Raw genomic sequence first — 15,067 nt, 5'->3', positions numbered from 1 at the left:
CCGCTCCAAGTGACGCGCAACCCCGCGTTCAGCGTGATCGCGGATAATCGTCTGCGAACGCGAACACAGGAGACCTCCATGAACCCCTACGGCGGCCAGAACCCCGGCCCTCACCCGGGCGGATACCCCTCCGGGCAGCCGAGCGGATATCCCGCGGGGCAGCCCGGCGCCCGGCCCGGCCAGTGGCAGGGCGGGTACCCACCCGTGCCGCCCTACGGCGGACACGGCCCCGTCGGGAACGGCCCGGTCGGCGGTGGCCCGGTCGGCGGCGGGAACGGCGGTGGGGGCGACAACAAGAAGGGGCTGATCATCGCCCTCGTGGCGATCGTCGCCGTGCTGGCCGTCGCCGGTGCGGTCGGCCTCGGACTCGCCCTGAAGTCCGACCCGACGAGTACCGCCTCGCCCGTCACCTTCTCCGGCGCGGCCACCACCACGACGGCCGGCGCCCCGACGACGGGCGGCGGCGCGGCCCCCACCGAGCCGGCCACGGAGTCCGACGGCTTCCTGACCACGGCGCCGAAGACCACCGGCAGCTCCTCGGGCCAGACGGTGCAGCTCAAACTGTCCGCGACCGGCTCCGGCGCGGGCGCGGTCATCGTCGTGGGCGTTCGCGGCGGCACCGTTCCGACGGCTTCGACGCTGCCCTGGGAGTGGCAGGGCACGGCGACGATCGGTGACACGATGACGATGATCGTGACCGGGACGGGCCCCGTCAGCTGCACGATCGTCGTCAACGGGCAGGACTTCACCGAGTCCGGCCAGAACCGCGCGACCTGCTCGATCAGGCGAGTCGCGACCCCGTGACCGGTGCGCGGGGGAACGACGACCGGGGCGCCGTCGGTACGATGCGAGCCGTGCCGACCGCCCCCGACCTCGCCGACACCGACGCAGCGACGGTGCCGTCGTCGCTCGTGGACCGCACTCGCGACGTGTGGTTGCCCGTCGTCCTGTACCTCGCGATCCGCGGGATCGGCCTCGCGGTGCTCGCCCGGTTCGCGCAGCTGCGCAACCAGAACCTCGCCGATCTCCTGACGGCCTGGGACGGCAAGTGGATGATCGGGCTGGCCACGTACGGCTACAACGACATGCCCTGGCGGTTCGTGGACGCGCGCGGCGAGCACACCGCCGACACCGCGTACGCCTTCTTCCCCGGTTTCCCGATGCTCGTGCGGGCCGTGGCACAGCTGCCCGGCTTCGACGCCTACCGTGCGGCGCTGACCGTCAACGTGATCCTGGGCTGCGTCGCCGCCGTCGCGGCCTACCGCCTGGGCCGGCTGTGCGTCGCGCACATGCCGAAGGTCCCGACCCACCTGGCCGACCGCGCCGGCCTGCTCACGACGGTGCTCTTCGCCGCAGCCCCCATGTCGATCGTGCTCACGATGGCGTACACGGAGGCGCTGTACTGCGCCCTGGCCGGGTGGGCGCTGGTCGGGGTGATGGAGCGCAAGTGGATCCTCGCGGGGATCTGCACGGCGCTGGCCGGCTTCTGCCGCCCCACGTCGGTCGTGCTGATCGGGGTGGTCGCCCTCGCGGCGCTGCTCGCCGTCCTCTCGTCCGACGGTGCCGAGCGGGTCAAGGCCGCCCTGTGCGTGCTGCTCACGCCCCTGGGCTGGGTGAGCTACCTCCTCGTCGTCGCCCACCACGCGGGCAGCCTGACGGGGTGGTTCCGCATCCAGACCGAGGGCTGGGGCACGACCTTCGACCTGGGCGTGCAGACCTGGCAGTTCGTGAACTACACGCTCATCAACGGCTCGGACGTCGCCGATCTCTCCGTGGTCGCACTGCTCGCCGCGTCGATCGTCCTGATCGTGCTCGCGATCCGCGCGAAGATGCCGTGGCCGATCACGCTCTACGGCTCGCTGGTCGTGATCTCACTGCTGGGCTCGGGCGGACTCATGATGTCGCGGCCGCGGCTGCTGCTGCCCGCCTTCGTCCTGCTGATCCCGATCGCCATCGCACTCGCGAAGACGGCGAAACCGACGCGGGTGTGGACCTGCGTCGGCATCATCACGGTCACGTGCTGGTACGGCGCGCACATGGTGAGCGTCTACCCGCACGCGATGTAACGCGCACCGTCGAACCGCCCGCCGAGCGAAGGGCCCGAGAGCCGGGCGGACGCCGATGGCCGGCAGGGACGAGGCCCTGCCGGCCGTGGCGATCAGGTGAGGCTCAGGCGCGAAGGCTGAGCGGACGGATGTCCGTCCACGCCGACTCGATGTACTCGAGGCACTCGGCCCGCGAACGACCGCCCTCGCCGAACGCGACGGTCCAGCCGCGGGGAGCCTCGCGGAACGTGGGCCACAGCGAGTGCTGGCCCTCGTCGTTGACGAGGACGAGGAACTCGCCGGACTCGTTGTCGAAGGGGTTGTTCATATTCGTTTCTCCTTTTTTGGAGGGATATTGGGTCGGTCGGTTCGAGGGCCGTCAGTGCTTCATGTACGCACGGGCGGCGAGGGGCACGATGATCACGATCATCGCGAGGGAGACGAGGGCGGAGTACGCGGTCGCGTGCTCGGCGGCCCAGTTGATCGGCTCGTTCACCACGGGCTTCGGACTCAGCGGATTGCCGAAGGCCTCACGGAGCGAGCGAGCCATCGAGGTCACGGGGTTCCACGACGCGATCGTGCGGAGCGGGCCCGGCAGGTCGCCGGAGGCGATGAAGGCCGACGAGATGAAGGCGATCGGGAACATCACGATCATGCAGAGGGCCTGCGCCGACTCGGGCGTCGAGACGGACAGGCCGATGAGCGCGCCCAGCCAGGACATCGCGAAGCCGAACAGCAGCAGCGTCGCCAGGGACAGGGCGGCGTCGATCCAGCTGCCGCGGAACCGCCAGCCCACCGCGAGGCCGACGAGCAGCATCACGGCCACGCTGATCACGTTGACCACGAGGTCGGAGACGGTGCGCCCCACCATGACCGCGAGCCGCGACATCGGGAGCGAGCAGAACCGGTCGATGATGCCGTTCTTCATGTCCGAGGCCACGCCGATCGCCGTCGGGCCCGCGCTGAACGCCACCGTCTGGACGAGGATGCCGGCGAGCAGGAACTCACGGTAGCGGTCCCCGCCCACCTCGCCGCCCAGCGCGGAGCCGAAGACGTAGCTGAAGAGCAACACGAACATGATCGGCTGGACCGTCGCGCCCAGGAGCAGCTGCGGGATCCGGATCAGCGTGGTCAGGTTGCGGCGGGTCATCACCGCGCAGTCGCTGAGGAATCCGCTCAGCGACGACTCCCGCTCCTGCGGGAAGGTGATCGCGGTCATGCGTTCTTCTCCTCGGTCTTGGTGGCGCCCTCGCCGGTGAGGGCGAAGAAGACGTCGTCCAGAGTCGCTTCGCGCAGCATCGCGCTCTCGACGTGGACACCGGCCTCGCGCAGGTCGTTGAGCACGGCGACCAGCTTGTACTGGCCGTCGGCCACGCGGATCGCGCTGAGCCCGGAGGCCTCGCGGATCGCGGTGCCGTCGATGGCGTGACGGGCCAGGATCGGCCACGCCGTGACGCGATCGCGCTCGCGGATACCGATCTGGATCAGGTCCGCGGCGGCGGCCGACTTGAGCTCGGGCACCGTGCCGGACCGGATGATCCGGCCCTGGTCGATGATCGTGACCAGGTCGGCCAGCAGCTCGGCCTCGTCCAGGTACTGCGTGGTGAGCAGCACCGAGATGCCGTCCTCCTTGCTGAGCCGCGCGATCACGTCCCACACGTCCTTGCGGCTGCGCGGGTCGAGACCGGTGGTCGGCTCGTCCAGCACCACCAGGCGCGGCCGGGCGATGATGGCCCCCGCGAGGTCGAGGCGCCGGCGCATACCGCCGGAGTACGTCCCCGAACCGCGGTCCGCGGCGGCGGTGAGCCGGAACTGCTTGAGCAGGTCGTTCGCCCGTGCCTTCGCGGACTCCTTGTCGAAACCGTAGAGGCGGGCGAACATCTCGAGGTTCTCCCGGCCCGTGAGGTTCTCGTCGACCGCCGAGTACTGACCCGACAGACCGATGATCGACCGTGCGCGGCGCGGATCGGCCAGGGCGTCGACACCGTCGATCGTCACGGAGCCCTCGGAGGGCTTCATGAGCGTCGAGATGATCTTGACGGTGGTCGTCTTGCCGGCGCCGTTCGGGCCGAGCAGCGCGTGCACGCTGCCGGGCGCGATGTCGAGGTCGACACCGTTGAGCGCGTAGACGGCCTTCTTGCCGCGTCCGTACTTCCGCGTCAGGCCCCGGACGCTGACCAGCGGCTTGGAGTCGTCGAGCGTCTTGCTCTTCGACTTGACCACCGCCGTGTAGTTGCCCGTCAGGAAGACGTTCATCGTGCGGGCGACCTCGTCGATCGCCGGCGACGCGCCGAGCTGGTTGTGCGTCGCCTCGATGTCGTGCACCTGCACCAGGCCGGTCACGTAGGGCCGCCACAGCTGCGGCACGAGGCCGCCCGTGGGCTGTTCCGTCGCCCGGAAGACCAGCATGTTGCCGTCGTATTCGCGCGGACGGTGCGAGTAGCCGAGGGTCGTGTTGTGCCGGTAGTTCGACAGCAGCCGTTCCATCTGACCGCGCGAGAGCTCCCGCGCCGGGCCACCGGCGGAGGCCAGCAGGTCCAGTGCGTCGTCGGTGGTCAGCTCCGCGTTCTCATCGACGTCGAGTCCCACGAACTCGCGCAGGAGCGCCGCGATCGACATCTCCTCGCGCGGGCCGCGGTAGTCGCCCAGCGGGTAGGCATCCATCAGGGCGAGGTTGACCTTCTCGCCGAGATCGCGGAGCTCCACCGCCATCTCGTGGGCGATGAGGCCGCCGAGCGACCAACCGAGGAGGTTGTACGGGCCGTGCGGACGGCTCGCGCGGATGTTGCGGACGTAGGTGCGCGCGAGCTCCTTGATCGAGTCCGCGGGCGGCATCGGGTACGAGATGCCGGGCGCCTGCAGACCGACGATCGGGATGCTCGGGTCGAGCTCGCCCGACAGTCCGAGGTAGTTCCATGCGAGACCGACCGCCGGATGCACGCAGTACAGCGGGTCCACGCCCGGCGTGCCTGCGCGCAGCGGCAGGATCGGATCGGTGATGGCGGTATCGGAATCCGCTGCCACCCCGGTGATCACGGCCGTGGTGGACACCGGCGCCGGGGCGCCGGCGATCCGCGCCGCGATCGTGCTGACCTTGGCGTCCTCGAAGAACCAGCGGATGCTGGCGTCCTCCGCGTTGAACCTCTCCCGCAGTCGGTCGACGGCGATCGCGGCCTGCAGCGACGTGCCGCCGACGGCGAAGAAGTCGTCGTCCATGCCGAGCGAGGCCACGCCGAGGACGTCCGAGAGGATCTCGGCGACAGCGCCTTCGAGACTCGCCGACGACACGGCACGCTGCTTCGGAGCGGCGGGCGCGACCGCCGCGGCCAGCGGCGACGCGGGAGCGGGCTCGTCCTTGGCCGGCGCCGGAGCCCCGACGGGCGGCAGCGCCTTGACGTCGGTCTTGCCGTGCGCTGTGACCGGGACGCGATCGATCTCCTGGAAGACCGCCGGGATCATGTGCCGCGGAAGGCGATCGCCGACCCACGTACGGAGCTCGTCGACGGTGACGGAGCCCTCGGTCACGTAGTACGCGACCAGGCGGGCCGCGGCCTGCGCTTCGAGCGAGCCGTCGCCACGGTCCACGACCACGACGGCCTGCCGCACGTTCGGGTGGCTCTCCACCGCAGTGGCGACCTCGCCCGGCTCGACGCGGAAGCCGCGCACCTTGAGCTGATCGTCGCTGCGGCCCACGAACTCGAGCACGGGGTCTCCGGACTCGGAGGCGCGCCAGCGCACCAAGTCCCCGGTGCGGTACATCCGCTTGTAGCCCTCCGCGTCGTTGTACGGATTCGCGACGAACCGCGACGCGGTCAGTTCCGGCCGGTCGAGGTAGCCGTGCGCCACACCCGGTCCCGCCACGTACAGCTCGCCCACGGTGCCGGGCGCCACGAGGTTGAGGCGCTCGTCGCAGATCATCAGCTGCGCGTCGGTGACGGCACTGCCGATGCCCACGTTCTCCGGGTCGACGGCGCCGATGGTCGCGGCGATCGTGACCTCGGTCGGACCGTAGGCGTTGATCAGGATGCGGCCGTTCGACCAGCGGCGCGCCAGCTCGCTCTGCAGCACGTCGCCGCCGACGCTGAGCGCCTCCAGCAGGGGCAGGTCGCGATCGGGGATCGTGGCCAGCGCCGCGGGGGTGATGAAAGCGTGGGTGACCTCGTTCTCGGCGAGGAAGTCACCGAGCGGCGAGCCGCCGTAGAGCGTGACCGGCGCGATCACCAGCTCCGCCCGCGACCACGTCGCGAGCAGCAGCTCGAGGATCGAGGCGTCGAAGCTGGGCGAGGCGAAGTGCAGGACGCGGGCGCCGGCGCCCACGGCGTGCTGGCGCACCAGCGAATCCGCCATGGCGGCCAGGCCGCGGTGCGGCACGACGACGCCCTTGGGCTTGCCGGTCGAGCCCGACGTGTAGATGACGTACGCGGGATCGTCCACGCCCACCGGCGCCACGTCGGCCGGCGGATGCTGCACGCGCGAGGTGGTCAGGTCGACCAGCACCCACTCGACGCTCTTCGGCAGGCCCGACGCGACGTCCCGGACGGACAGGCCGACCGCGGGCTTCGCGTCATCGAGGATGTACTCGATCCGCTCCGCCGGGTAGTTCGGGTCGACCGGCACGTAGACCGCGCCGAGCCGAGCCACGGCCCAGAAGGCCACGACCGACGCCGCGGACCGCGGGATCGACACGGCCACGCGGGTTCCGGTGCCCACGCCGAGCCCGGACAGGCGGTTGGCGAGGGCCGAGACCGCGGAGTCCAGCTCGGAGTAGGTGTAGTGCAGGTCGCCGTCGCGCAGCGCGGGTGCACCCGGGCGCTGCCGCACGGCACGCGCCAGGATCTCCGCCATGGTGTGCGGCTCGATGGTGGTGGACGCGCGCTGGAACAGCTCGCGCTCCTCCGGCAGCAGCACCGGCAGGTCGGCGACCGGGGTGTCCGGCGAAGCCACGCCCGCCGTCACCAGGCGCGCCAGGCGTCCGACGATGCCCTCGGCCGTGACCGGCCGGTAGAGATCGGTGCGGTAGCGCAGGTTGAACCGCAGCCCCTCCTCGACCTCGCGCACCTCGAAGGTGGCGTCGAAGGTCGTGGTCGCCGCCGCCAGAGGCAGCGGCTCGAGCTCGAACATGCCGCCGCCGTCGGAGGTGATCACGCTGAGCGGATCACCGAGGTTCTGGTGGCTCAGCACCACCTGGAAAACGGGGTGGCGATCGCGGCTGCGGGGCGGCTGCAGAGCCTCGATGACGCGCTCGAAGGGCGCGGTCGCGTGCACGAGGTCGTCGAGGTCGCCACTGCGGATCCGGTCGACGAGGGCGTTGAAACTCTCGGTGCCGGTCACGGTGGTGCGCAGCGCCACCGTGTTGACGAACATGCCGACCACGTCGCGCAGGCGACGATCTGTGCGGCCGATCACCGGGGTGCCGACGACCACGTCGTCGGCCCCGTTGACGCGGTGCAGCAGCGCCGCGAGGCCCGCGTGCAGCACCATGAACATGGACACGCCGCGCTTGCTGGCGAAGTCCGCCAGCGCATCCCGCTCGTCCTTGGGCAGCACGATGGCGACCTCGCCGGCGTCGGTCGAGCCGATCGTCGGGCGGGGGCCGTCGGCCGGGAAGGAACTCTCCTCCGGGACGCCCGCGAGGCGCTCGGCGAAGTAGTCCACCGCACCGGCGTCCTTCTCCGCCTGGCCGCGTTGCCACACCGCGTAGTCCGCGTACTGCAGCGGCAGCTCGGTCCACTGCGGCTCCGAGCCCGTGCTGCGGGCGAGGTACGCCGCCATCAGGTCCCGAGTCAGCGGCACCACCGAGGCGCCGTCCGCCGCGATGTGGTGCACCGCGATCGCCAGGATGGAGCCCTTCCCGGTGGGGGCGGTCATGACGCGCAGCGGCACGTCGCGGTTGAGGGCGAAGGGCCGCGCCACGAACTCGGCGATGGCGGACTCCTGGCCCGCCACGTTCGAGGTGGCGGTGCCGAACTCGGCCGCGAAGCCGCGGACCTCCGGTGCGTCGACGGGCAGGATCTCCTGGTACGGCCCCTCGGCCGAGGACGGGTACCGGGTGCGCAGGCTCTCGTGCCGCTCGAGCAGGTCGCGCAGGGCCGCATCGAGAACGGCCTTGTCGACGGGTCGGCTGGCGAGGAAGGCCGCGCCGATGTTGTACGTCGGGCCCGGATCGATCTTGTTCTGCAGCCACATCCGCTCCTGCGCGGACGAGAGCGGCATGCGGTCGCCGCGCTGAACGCGGCGCAGGCCCTGGTCCTCGAGCGCGGACTCGTTGGAGATCCGGTCCGGATCGCCCGTGAGCGCGGTCGCGATCGCGGCGGGGGTCCGCAGGTCGAAGACGGTGCGCGCCTCGATCCCGTTGCCCAGCAGGCCCACCAGCTCGTTGGCCGAGAGCGAGTTGCCGCCGAGGTCGAAGAAGTCGTCCTCGACGCCGATGGCCTCGCTGCCCAGCACCTTGCGGAAGGCCTCGACCACACGGCTCTCCGCCGGGGTCGTGGGCTTGGCGGCGGCGTTGCCGGTGCCGCCGAAGTAGGGCTCGGGCAGCGCGGCGTTGTCCAGCTTGCCGGTGTTGCCCATGGGCACCGACGCGATGATCATCACCGCGGCGGGGACCATGAAGCCGGGCAGCCGGGTGCGCACGTGGGTGCGCACGGCGGCGGGATCCACGTCGCCCTTGACGTACGCGACGAGAGCCGGCGCACCGTCGGGGCCCGGGCGGACCTGGGTGGAGACGAAGTCGACCCCGGGCATCGTGTCGATGGTCGCGTCGATCTCGCCGAGCTCGATGCGAATACCGCGGATCTTCACCTGGAAGTCGTTGCGGCCCACGAAGTCGACGATCAGCTGTCCGCTGTCGCTGCGGGTCCAGCGGACCACGTCACCGGTGCGGTACATGCGGGAACCGGGCTCGCCGTACGGGTTCGCGACGAACCGCGACGCGGTGAGCTGCGGGCGCCGGTGGTAGCCGCGCGCCAGCTGCGGCCCGGCGACGTAGAGCTCGCCGGGCATGCCCACGGGGACGGGACGCAGCTCGTCGTCGAGGACCATCAGGCCCTGTCCGCGCACGGGCGGGCCGATCGGCACGCGGCCGTCGCCGGCGAGCGCATCGGAGATCGCGGTCATGATGGTGGTCTCGGTCGGGCCGTAGCCGTTGTGCAGGCTGCGGCCGACGCTCCACTTCTTCGCCAGGCCGGGCCCGAGCGCCTCGCCGCCGGCGAGCACGGTGGTCCACGACGGGACCGCCTCCGGGTTCAGGGTGGCCAGTGTCGACGGGGTGAGGAAGCCGTGCGTCACACCGTGATCGGCGATGATCTTCTCGAGTTCGCGGCCGCCGGTGGTGCCCGGGGGCACCACGACCAGCGGCGCGCCCACGCGGATCGCCATGAGGTGCTCGAGCACGGTGGCGTCGAAGGCGGTGGAGGCGAAGGCCATCACCCGGGTGTCGGCGCCGGTCTGCAGGCGCACGTGCAGTTCCTCGGCGAAGTTGCCGAGGCCGCGGTGCGTGACGACGGTGCCCTTGGGCTGGCCGGTGGAGCCGGACGTGTAGATCACGTACGCCGCGTCGTCGAGGTTCGGCACGATCTGCGGGTCGTAGCCGTCGCCGTCGAGGTTGTCCATCGCGACCCAGTTGACGCCCTCCACACCGGTTCCGGTGGCGGTCACGCCCACCCGGGCGCGCACGTCGTTCGCGATGTAGTCGCGGCGGTCCTGGGGGTACTTCGGGTCCACGGGCGCCACCGCGGCGCCGGCCAGGGTGATGCCCCAGAAGGCGGTGATGGACTCGGCGGAGCGCGGCAGGTCCGTGAGAACGGCCTCGCCGGGGCGCGAACCCGCGGCGAGCACTGCGGCGGCCACCTTGCGCGCGTCGGCGTACAGCTCGCGGTAGGTCAACACCCGCTCACCGTCGATGACGGCGGGCCGGTTCGAGTAGGTGCGCGCGGCCTCACGCATGAGTTGCCCCAGAGGCGTGTGGAAGTCGGCCTCCACGCCGCGCACCGGTGTCAGCTCGGCGAGGCGATCGGACGACATGATCGGCAGTTCGTCGATCGTCGTCTGCGGGTCGATGCCCACCGCGGTGAGCACCGCGACGAGCGCGTCGAGGATCGACTCGGCCTGCTCGGTGCGGTACAGCTCCGAGGCGTAGCGCAGCTCGATCGTGCCGTCGGCGCCGAGGGTGAACTCGAGGTCGAAGCGGGCGATCGGCACGTCGACGGGGACGACCTCGACGTCGACTCCCGCCATCGGGAAGTGCTGGGTGTCGAAGGGGCGCTGGTTGAGCATCACCTGGAAGATGGGGTGACGGCCCGCGGCGCGCGGCGGGTCGACCAGCTCGAGGACCGATTCGAAGGGAAGGTCCGAATGGTCCAGCGCGTCGAGGTCGCCGCGGCTGACCGCGGCGAGGTGCTGGGCGAAGGTCTCGTCGTTGGCGGTGCGCGTGCGCAGCGGGATCGAGTTCACGAACATACCGACGAGGCCGTCGAGCTCGGCCTCACCGCGACCGGCGACGGCGGTGCCGATCACCAGGTCGCTCTGGCCCGACAGGCGTGAGATCGCCGCGGCGAGAGCGGCGTGCACCACGATGAAGGGCGTCGTGGTGTGCGCGCGGGCCAGGCCCGCCACGCCGGCCCAGACCTCGGGCGCGACGCGGGTGTCGATCGAGCGGGCCGCGGAGACGACGCCACCGGAACGCGGGACCGCGGCGGGTGGCACCGACTCCGCCGGTGGGTCGGCGAGCACGTCGGCCCAGAACCGGTCGAGCGCCTGGCGCGGCGCCCCGGTCAGCCGGTGCTTGTAGGAGCGGGCGTGCTCGGTGTACGTGCGCGGCAGCGGCGCGAACTTCGGCGCCTTGCCCCGGGTCCGCGAGGCGTAGGCCGTCGCGAGATCACCGGCGAGCGGCATCATCGACCAGCCGTCGGCGGCGATGTGGTGGATCACCAGCACGAGCACCTGGTGCCGGTCGTCGATGCGGTACATGCGCGCGCGGATCGGCACGTCGGCGGCGAGATCGAAGGGCTCCCCGGCGTACTCCGACGCCGCGTCGGTGAGCTCGTCGATCGACACCGTCCGCTCGGTGAAGGGCACCAGGTTGGGCCCGGCGGGCAGCACCTGCACCTCGGGCTCGCCCGCGGTGGGGCCGTTGCGGTAGACGGTGCGGAGCGGGGTGTGCCGCGCCACGACCTCGCCCAGCGCGACGCGCATGGCCGAGACGTCCACGTCGCCGCGCAGGTGCAGCGCGACCGGGATGTGGTACGAGCCATCGGGACTCACTCGGTTGCGCACCCACATCTGGTGCTGGGCCGGAAGCAGCTCGGCCGCCTCCTCGGGGTCCGACGGTGCAGTGAACTCCGGCTCGGCCGCGGCGGGCGCGGCCGCCGGTGCCGATGGAGCGATCGCCGCCGCGGGCACGGGCGCGCCGCCGATCGCGGCGGCGAGACCCTCGACGGTGGGATTCGCGAAGACGGTGGCCACGCTGACCCGGGTGCCGGTGGCCGACCCGAGCCGGGCCGCGATGCGCGTCGCGGACAGCGAGTTGCCGCCCAGATCGAAGAGCGTGGTGGCCACGTTCAGGTCGTCCTTCGAGACGCCCGGGATGACCTCGGCGAAGGCGGCCGCCACGAGCTGCTCGGCGTCGGTCTTCGGACCCCGGCCGGCGACCACCGCGACGGCCGCGCGCTCGGGCTGCGGCAGCCGCTTGTGATCGACCTTGCCGTTGACGGTGAGCGGGAACTCGTCGAGCGCCACGATGTGCGCCGGGACCATGTAGGCCGGCAGCTCCGCGGAGATGCCCGCGGTGATCGCGGCGGGATCGGCGGTGCCGGTCACGTAGGTGACGAGTTCGGCTGTGGCCGTGTCGTCCCCGTGGACGACGGTGACCGCGCGCTCGGTGCCGGGCACGCGCATGACCGCGGCGTCGATCTCGCCCAGTTCGATGCGGAAACCACGCAGCTTCACCTGCGAATCGACACGCCCGAGGAACTCGAGCTTGCCGTCGGTGTCCCAGCGGACCAGGTCTCCCGACCGGTACATGCGCGCACCGTCGGACTCGAAGGGGTTCGCCACGAACCGCTCCGCCGTGAGGACGGGATTGCCGTGGTAGCCGCGGGCGATGCCCGGACCGGAGATGTAGAGCTCGCCGGCGACGCCCGCTGGCGCGGGGCGCAGTTCGGCGTCGAGCACGTAGAGACGGGTCCCCGGAATCGGGCCGCCGAGACGGACCGGCTCGGAGCCCTGCAGCGCGCCGAGGGTGACGGCGATCGTGGTCTCGGTGGGGCCGTAGACGTTGACGAGAGTGCGCTTGTCGCCCGCCCACTTGTCCACCAGGGCCTGCGGCACGGTGTCGCCGCCCACGCCCAGCGAGGTGAGCGCGGGGAGCTTCGCAGGGTCGAGCGTGGCGACCGCGGCGGGCGTGATGAAACCGCCGTTCACCTGCCCCTGGGCGAGGACCTCCTCCAGTTCCTCGCCGCCGTACACGTCCGGCGGGACCACGACGAGCGTCGAAGCGCTGTCGACGGCCATGAGCAGCTCGAGCACCGAGGCGTCGAAGCCCGGGGAGACGAAGTGCATCACGCGTGAGCCCTCGGCGAGACCGTGCGAGCGCACCAGCTCCGCGGCGAGGCTCGACAGGCCCGTGTGTGTCACGCTGACGCCCTTGGGGCGGCCGGTGGACCCGGAGGTGAAGATCACGTAGGCGGGGTTCGCCAGGTCGATCGTCGGCCAATCCGCTTCGCTGGCGCCGGCGTTCGCTCCGGGTCCCCACACGCGGGCGAGGTCCGCGGGGGTGAGCGTCGCGACGGGCGCCGCAGCGGTGGCGATGTGCTCGGCGCGCTCGGCCGGCAGTTTCGGATCGATCGGAACGAAGGCGGCACCGGTCTTGGTCACGGCCCACACCGCGATCACCGACTCGAGCGACCGCGGGATCCGCAGCGCCACGCGCTCCTCGGGCGCCGCGCCGACGGTCATCAGGTAGCGGGCGAGGCGGTCGCTGTACCGGTCCAGCTCGCCGTAGGTGATGCTGCGGTCACCGTCGACCACGGCGACGCGGTCGGGATGCGCGGCGGCCGCGCGGCGCAGGAGCTCGGGCATCGGGACCGAGGACCCCGCTGCGGCGGGAGCGCCCTGAGCGGCCCCGGCGAACCGGGTCCAGTCCTCGGTCTCCGCGTCGGTGGCGACGGTGAGCGCGGAGAGCGGAGTCCCGCCGGGGGCGGCCGCGAAGCGCTCGAGGTACTCCATGAACCGCACGTAGTGGGCATCGAGATCGGCCACGGTGTACGCCGCGGGATTCGCCTCCATGTCGATCCGCAGCGCGCCCTGCTCGGACTCGTAGACGGTGACCGCCACGTCCTCGGCGGGCCCGGAAGTGAGCAGGTTCAGGGTGCCGGCGGCCTCTCCGAGGACGAGGGCCGACGAGAACATCATGATGTTGATCGTGTCGCCGAAGGTGGAACCGACGACGCCCTCACGCATCGTGGGCGCCTCCATCCGGGCGGCGGGGTAGAGCTGGTGGCGCAGCCCGTTGCGCAGATCGAGCCCGGTCCCGTCGATGATGTCGGAGACGGTGGCGCCGGAGCCGGCGCGGACCGGGACCGGCAGCACGTTGGCCGTCATACCCGTCGAGCCGCGGAGCGCGGCGGTCGTGCGAGCGGCCACGGGGACCGACAGCGAGATCTGCTCCCGACCGGAGACGGCGGCCACGTACGCACCGAAGGCCGCGATCACCAGGCCGGTGCGGTTGGTTCCGAGTCGCTCGGCGGCGGCCTCGAGGCGCGCGCCCGCCTCGGCGCTCGGCTCGCCGTTGCGGCGCAGGTTCAGGGTCGACGGTGCCGCGACCACGCGGCTCAGTCCCGCCGCCTCGGGCAGCGTGGCCACGACCTCGGCCCAGTACTCGGCGTCGCCCTCGGAGCGGGCGGAGGCGAAGTACTTCTCCTCGGCGGTCACGAAGCCCTCGGGCGCCAGCGGGGCCGGCTTCAGCGGCGCCACCTCGGTGCCGGTGGCGTGCGCCGTGTAGAGCTCCGCGACGCGGCGCTGCAGGATCGAGGCGCCGTAGCCGTCGATGACGACGTGGTGGGCGCGGGCGTACCAGAGCCAGCGGTCGTCGGAGACGTGGATGAGCCGATTGATGATGAGCTCGTCGGTCGCGAGATCGATCGGGCGGGAGTACTCGGCGCGCATCCACGCGACGGCGGCGTCGATGCGCTGGTCCTCGGGCAGATCCGCGAGGCCGAGGTCGATCACCTGAGCCGCGGCGTCGATGGAGCGATCGAGCCACTGCACCGGGGCACCCGACTCGTCCACCTCGATGCGCAGGTAGGGGGAGAAGAACTCGTCGCTCGCCTCGCGCGTGGCGGTCTGCATGGTCGCGACGTCGAACGGACCGCGGATGTCGACGTACTGCGCGACGGTGTAGGCGACGTCCGGGGACATCTGCTGACCGAGCCACATTCCGTACTGGGCTCCGGTCAGGGAGTGCACCACGTGGTCCACCAAGCTCTCCTCTGCGTGACGATCGCAACGCACAACGGTTGCAATCGCAGAATTGTAGGGAGCAGGACGTTGAAATTGCAACATCTTCAACCGGAATTCCCGTGGGCGAAGGTCACAGGAACACCGCAGGTCGAACGCGTACGACGCAAGAAGGTTCATTCCCGGCGCGGCGTCCTGCGGGTTTCCCGTGGATCTGGGACAGAATGCCCAGCTTTATATTCATGATCACACATTTCAGTAGCCTGCATCACACCGGCCCCGGCAGGAGAACGTGTTCCATGTCACACTCCGTCGCCTCGGCGGGACCGGCGCGCGACGCCCCTGCGATCGGTCCGAGGTCCGAGCACGGTGCGGCCGGGTACCGGGCCGGGCGATCGTGCGCTACATTCGACGTGTGCAGTGGCGCGCTCTTCTCCTCGGTTGCCGCGGCGGGGTCTGATCCAGACCGGCTCCCCGTCGCGGGTTGAGCCGTGGAACAACGGCAGCGCCGGTCGAGACCCTCAGGTCGCACGACGACCGATTCCGTCCCTGCCAGCCGCGGGGGCGCT

The 15,067-nt window shown here is 71.4% G+C and carries 5 protein-coding genes; 2 read left to right on the top strand and 3 right to left on the bottom strand.

All coding sequences use genetic code 11. The features are described 5' to 3' along the window. The first annotated feature begins 78 nt into the window (after positions 1-78). Together FK268_RS10580 and FK268_RS10575 are read left to right on the top strand one after the other, a co-directional pair. Positions 79-804 carry a hypothetical protein gene (locus FK268_RS10580; RefSeq protein WP_146433820.1) on the top strand — a complete coding sequence of 242 codons (726 nt, stop codon included), beginning with the start codon at positions 79-81 and terminating at the stop codon, positions 802-804. Between the two features lie 41 nt (positions 805-845). After that, positions 846-2,066 carry a mannosyltransferase family protein gene (locus FK268_RS10575; protein WP_146434520.1) on the top strand — a complete coding sequence of 407 codons (1,221 nt, stop codon included), beginning with the start codon at positions 846-848 and terminating at the stop codon, positions 2,064-2,066. Positions 2,067-2,169: 103 nt separating this feature from the next. Here FK268_RS10575 and FK268_RS10570 read toward each other — a convergent pair whose 3' ends face one another. The 3 genes from FK268_RS10570 to FK268_RS10560 are packed head-to-tail and all read right to left on the bottom strand — an operon-like array spanning position 2,170 to position 14,519. Further along, complete coding sequence (locus FK268_RS10570; RefSeq protein ID WP_146433818.1) at positions 2,170-2,373, bottom strand: MbtH family protein; 204 nt, start codon at positions 2,371-2,373, stop codon at positions 2,170-2,172. Between the two features lie 51 nt (positions 2,374-2,424). Continuing rightward, complete coding sequence (locus FK268_RS10565) at positions 2,425-3,264, bottom strand: ABC transporter permease (RefSeq protein WP_146433817.1); 840 nt, start codon at positions 3,262-3,264, stop codon at positions 2,425-2,427. Next, entirely contained in the window at positions 3,261-14,519 is an 11,259-nt protein-coding gene (locus tag FK268_RS10560) for a non-ribosomal peptide synthetase (RefSeq protein ID WP_158636085.1), read from the bottom strand. Before FK268_RS10560 ends, FK268_RS10565 begins: the two co-directional genes overlap by 4 nt. Positions 14,520-15,067: the final 548 nt, after the last annotated feature.

The sequence above is a fragment of the Tsukamurella sputi genome (genome assembly GCF_007858445.1).
GTDB lineage: Bacteria > Actinomycetota > Actinomycetes > Mycobacteriales > Mycobacteriaceae > Tsukamurella > Tsukamurella sputi.
The sequence above is the reverse complement of the archived record's forward strand: the minus strand, read 5'-3'. Positions and strand labels throughout refer to the sequence as shown.

What these genes read in the sequence shown, in the direction of transcription:
- FK268_RS10580 (WP_146433820.1), top strand. Translation starts at nt 79, where the DNA reads ATGAACCCCTACGGCGGCCAGAACCCCGGCCCTCACCCGGGCGGATAC.
- FK268_RS10575 (WP_146434520.1), top strand. Translation starts at nt 846, where the DNA reads ATGCGAGCCGTGCCGACCGCCCCCGACCTCGCCGACACCGACGCAGCG.
- FK268_RS10570 (WP_146433818.1), bottom strand. Translation starts at nt 2,373, where the DNA reads ATGAACAACCCCTTCGACAACGAGTCCGGCGAGTTCCTCGTCCTCGTC.
- FK268_RS10565 (WP_146433817.1), bottom strand. Translation starts at nt 3,264, where the DNA reads ATGACCGCGATCACCTTCCCGCAGGAGCGGGAGTCGTCGCTGAGCGGA.